Here is a 3,683-nt window from a genome sequence, read left to right on the forward strand (position 1 = left end):
CCGCCACCGGCCAGCGCGCCGGCGACCCCGGCCGGCAGCCGCTCCAGCCGCCGCGCCCCGATCGCGACGGCGGCACCGGCGGCGAGCTCCCACGCCCGCGTCGTCGACAGGAAGTACGCCGCGCCGGGGGAGTCGGCGGTCAGGTGCACCGACCAGGCCAGCGAGGGCACCGCGACGATCGCCAGCCCGGCCAGCAGGGTCCGCCGCAGCGACGACGTGCCGCGGCGGCGCCGGTGCCACCACACCAGCGCGACGATGAGGACCGGCCAGAGCAGGTAGAACTGCTCCTCGACGGCGAGGGACCAGAAGTGCTGGACCGGGCTGGGCGCGTCCTCGGCGGCCAGGTAGTCGACCGACTCCGACGCCAGCCGCCAGTTCACGACGTACGTCGCAGCCGACGCGATGTCGCCGGCGATCGCGGGCCATCGCAGCGGCGGCAGCAGCAGGAGGGTCAGCGCGGCGGTCGCCGCCAGCACCACCGCCGTCGCCGGGAGCAGCCGCCTGATGCGGCGCGCGTAGAACCGGCCCAGCCGCAGCCGCCCCGTCGACTCGACCTCACGCAGGATCAGCCCGGTGATGAGGAACCCGGAGATGACGAAGAACACGTCCACGCCGACGAACCCGCCGCCGACCAGCGGGAGTCCGGCGTGGTAGGTGAGGACCAGCAGGACGGCGACGGCGCGCAGGCCTTCGACGTCGGGCCGGAACCTCGGTCGTTCCTCGGCGGTCACGACCGCCGTCATCCAACCACCTCGCGCGTCTGCCGGGGACACAGGCCGACGAGCCCGCCGGTGTGTCCCGCGGACTCGTCCCTCGAGGCATACCCGTTTCCGGCCGCGGCGAACGGGTAGGTCCGCCGCGGCCGCTGGTGACGCGGGTCGAGCGAGGTCAGGCCGGCTGCCCGATCGCGCCGAGGAGGTCGGCGAACCACGGGGTGGACGGGTCGAACTCCTTGCCGCCCTTGATGCGGTCGAACTCGATGGCGCGCAGCCGGCCGCCGCGCTCCTCGTCGTGCCCGATGAGCCCGCCCTCGTGCCGCAGCGCGCACTCGACGGCGAGGTCGGTGCAGCTCTTGATCAGCCGCAGGTCGTCGGCGTTGGCGGCGGCGGACCGGCTGAAGTAGCCGCTCTTCTGCACCATGACCTTCTCGGCGCCGACGCGGGCGGCGAACTGGTTCGCGAACCAGGCGCCCGGGTTGATCTTGTCGATCTTCACGTGGCCGAACGGGTCGCGCGGGACCTCCTCGCCGGCCTCCTCCATCTCCGTGACGATCTCGTCGACGCCGGCGCCCTCGGACAGGAAGATGTTGACGCAACCCAGCTCGTCCATGAGCGAGCGCAGCCGGCCGGCCTCGGCGTCGAGGTCGAGCTTCTGCTCCGGCAGGTAGACGGCGTGCACGTCCCAGCGGCGCGGGTCGACGCCCAGCTCAGGCGCCCACTCCTGCGCGGCCAGCCACTTGCGGTAGGCGCGCGCCGTCGCCGCCGTCAGCCAGCCGCAGTGCCGGCCCATGACCTCGTGCACGATGAGCATGCGCGGGTTGGACGAGTGCTCGGCGATGATGTTGCGGGCGTAGATCGAGCCCTGCTCGGCGGCCGTCCAGGCGCCGAGGCTCTGCCGCACCGGCACGATGTCGTTGTCGATGGTCTTCGGCAGCCCGACGACGGTGAGCTCGTAGTCGTTGGTGGCGAGGTACGCGGCGAGGTCGGCGGCGGTGGTGTTGGTGTCGTCGCCGCCGATGGTGTGCAGCACGTCGACGCCGTCGCGGGTCAGCTGCTCGGCCGCCACGTGCAGCGGGTCCTGGCCCTCCTGGACCAGCCCGCGCTTCACGCAGTCGGCGACGTTGGTCAGCTTGACCCGGCTGTTGCCGATGGGCGAGCCGCCGAACCGGTGCAGCCGCGACGCCGTGGCGCGCATCTCGGGCGTGATGGTGATGGAGCGGCCGGTCAGCAGGCCCGCGTAGCCGTCGAGATAGGCGATGATCTCGACCTCGGGCGCGATCTCGGTGTACCGCTCGATCAGACCGCCGACGGCCGACGACAGGCACGGCGCCAGGCCGCCGGCCGTGAGCATGGCGACCTTGCGCACAGGTGTGCTCTCGGGCATGTGAGGTGACCTTCTGTCGATGTGGAGAGGGACAGATCGCCTGCCACCCTATCGTCGGTCCCCGTGGAGGCCGGGCGTGGCTGTCCGGGGTGTGGGCGTTCCCGGCGGCCTCGCCGGGGAGCGGCCTACCCTGTAAGGCGTGAACTCCCCGGAGGACCTTGCGCTGTACTCGGAGCTGACGGAGGCGGTCGGCGCGCTGCCGGCCGGCCAGCAGCCCGAGTGGCCCGACCCCGCCGCCGTCCAGGACGCCGTGGCGCAGCTGCGCGCCATGCCGCCGCTGGTGTTCGCCGGTGAGTGCGACCTGCTGCGCGAGCGGCTGGCCGCCGTCTCGCGCGGCGAGGCGTTCGTCCTGCAGGGCGGCGACTGCGCCGAGACGTTCGCCGGGGTCAGCGCCGACAACGTCCGCAACAAGCTCAAGACGCTGCTGCAGATGGCGGTCGTCCTCACCTACGCCGCGAGCGTCCCGGTGGTGAAGATCGGGCGGCTGGCCGGGCAGTACGCCAAGCCGCGGTCGAAGTCCACCGAGACCCGCGACGGCGTCACGCTGCCGGCCTTCCGCGGCGACATCGTCAACGACTTCGACTTCACCCCCGAGGCCCGGGTCCCCGACCCGCACCGCATGGTCCGCGCCTACCACGCGTCGTCGGCCACGCTGAACCTCACCCGCGCGTTCGTCGGCGGCGGGTTCGCCGACCTGCACCAGGTGCACGCATGGAACAACGACTTCGTGCGCACGTCGCCGGCCGGCCAGCGCTACGAGCGGCTGGCCCGGCGCCTGGACCAGGCGCTGTCGTTCATGCGGGCCATCGAGATCGACACCGAGCAGCTGCGCACGGTCGAGCTGTACTCCAGCCACGAGGCGCTGCTGCTCGACTACGAGCTCGCGCTGACCCGCGTCGACTCCCGTACCGGCGCGCCGTACGACGTGTCGGGGCACTTCGTGTGGATCGGCGAGCGGACCCGGCAGCTCGACGGCGCGCACCTCGAGTTCGCGTCGCGCATCCGCAACCCCATCGGCGTCAAGGTCGGCCCGTCGACGACGCCGGACCAGCTGCTCGCGCTGGCGAACAAGCTCGACCCCGAGCGCGAGCCGGGACGTCTGACGTTCGTGACGCGCATGGGCGCCGGCACCATCCGCGACGCCCTGCCGGCCCTCATCCAGAAAGCCCAGGCCGACGGGCTGGTCGCGTCCTGGATCTGCGACCCGATGCACGGCAACACCTACGAGGCGCCCAGCGGCCACAAGACCCGCCGCTTCGACGACGTCGTCGACGAGGTCCGCGGCTTCTTCGAGGTCCACCGCGCCCTGGGCACCCACCCCGGCGGCATCCACGTCGAACTGACCGGCGACGACGTCACCGAATGCGTCGGCGGCGGCGACCCCATCGCCGAGGACGGGCTGAGCAGCCGCTACGAGACCGTCTGCGACCCGCGCCTGAACCGCACGCAGTCGCTGGAACTCGCCTTCCTCGTCGCCGAGCTCCTGGAGTCGGCGAACTAGGGCGTGTCTCCTAAAGATTGGCGGTGTGGGCCGCGATTGTTGGGGTCATGTCGCGTGAGTCGTTGTTGAGCGATGATCA

Annotated in this window: 3 protein-coding genes; 1 reads left to right on the plus strand and 2 read right to left on the minus strand. The window is 72.1% G+C overall.

Annotated elements, in window-relative coordinates; genetic code table 11:
- The coding region (locus DY240_RS23670; RefSeq protein WP_147375484.1) for an acyltransferase family protein at nucleotides 1-743 on the minus strand (743 nt) is incomplete at its 3' end.
- A 145-nt stretch (nucleotides 744-888) separates the two neighbouring features.
- On the minus strand, nucleotides 889-2,103 hold the full coding sequence (locus DY240_RS23675) for a pyrophosphate--fructose-6-phosphate 1-phosphotransferase (protein ID WP_119662196.1): 1,215 nt from the start codon (nucleotides 2,101-2,103) through the stop codon (nucleotides 889-891).
- 139 nt (nucleotides 2,104-2,242) lie between these two features.
- Between DY240_RS23675 and DY240_RS23680 the strand changes: the two genes are divergently transcribed.
- Nucleotides 2,243-3,604: a class II 3-deoxy-7-phosphoheptulonate synthase gene (locus tag DY240_RS23680; RefSeq protein ID WP_199702243.1), complete on the plus strand. Its 1,362-nt coding sequence runs from the start codon at nucleotides 2,243-2,245 to the stop codon at nucleotides 3,602-3,604.
- The last annotated feature ends 79 nt before the right edge of the window (nucleotides 3,605-3,683 follow it).

Origin of the sequence: Jiangella rhizosphaerae, from assembly GCF_003579925.1 — a bacterium.
GTDB lineage: Bacteria > Actinomycetota > Actinomycetes > Jiangellales > Jiangellaceae > Jiangella > Jiangella rhizosphaerae.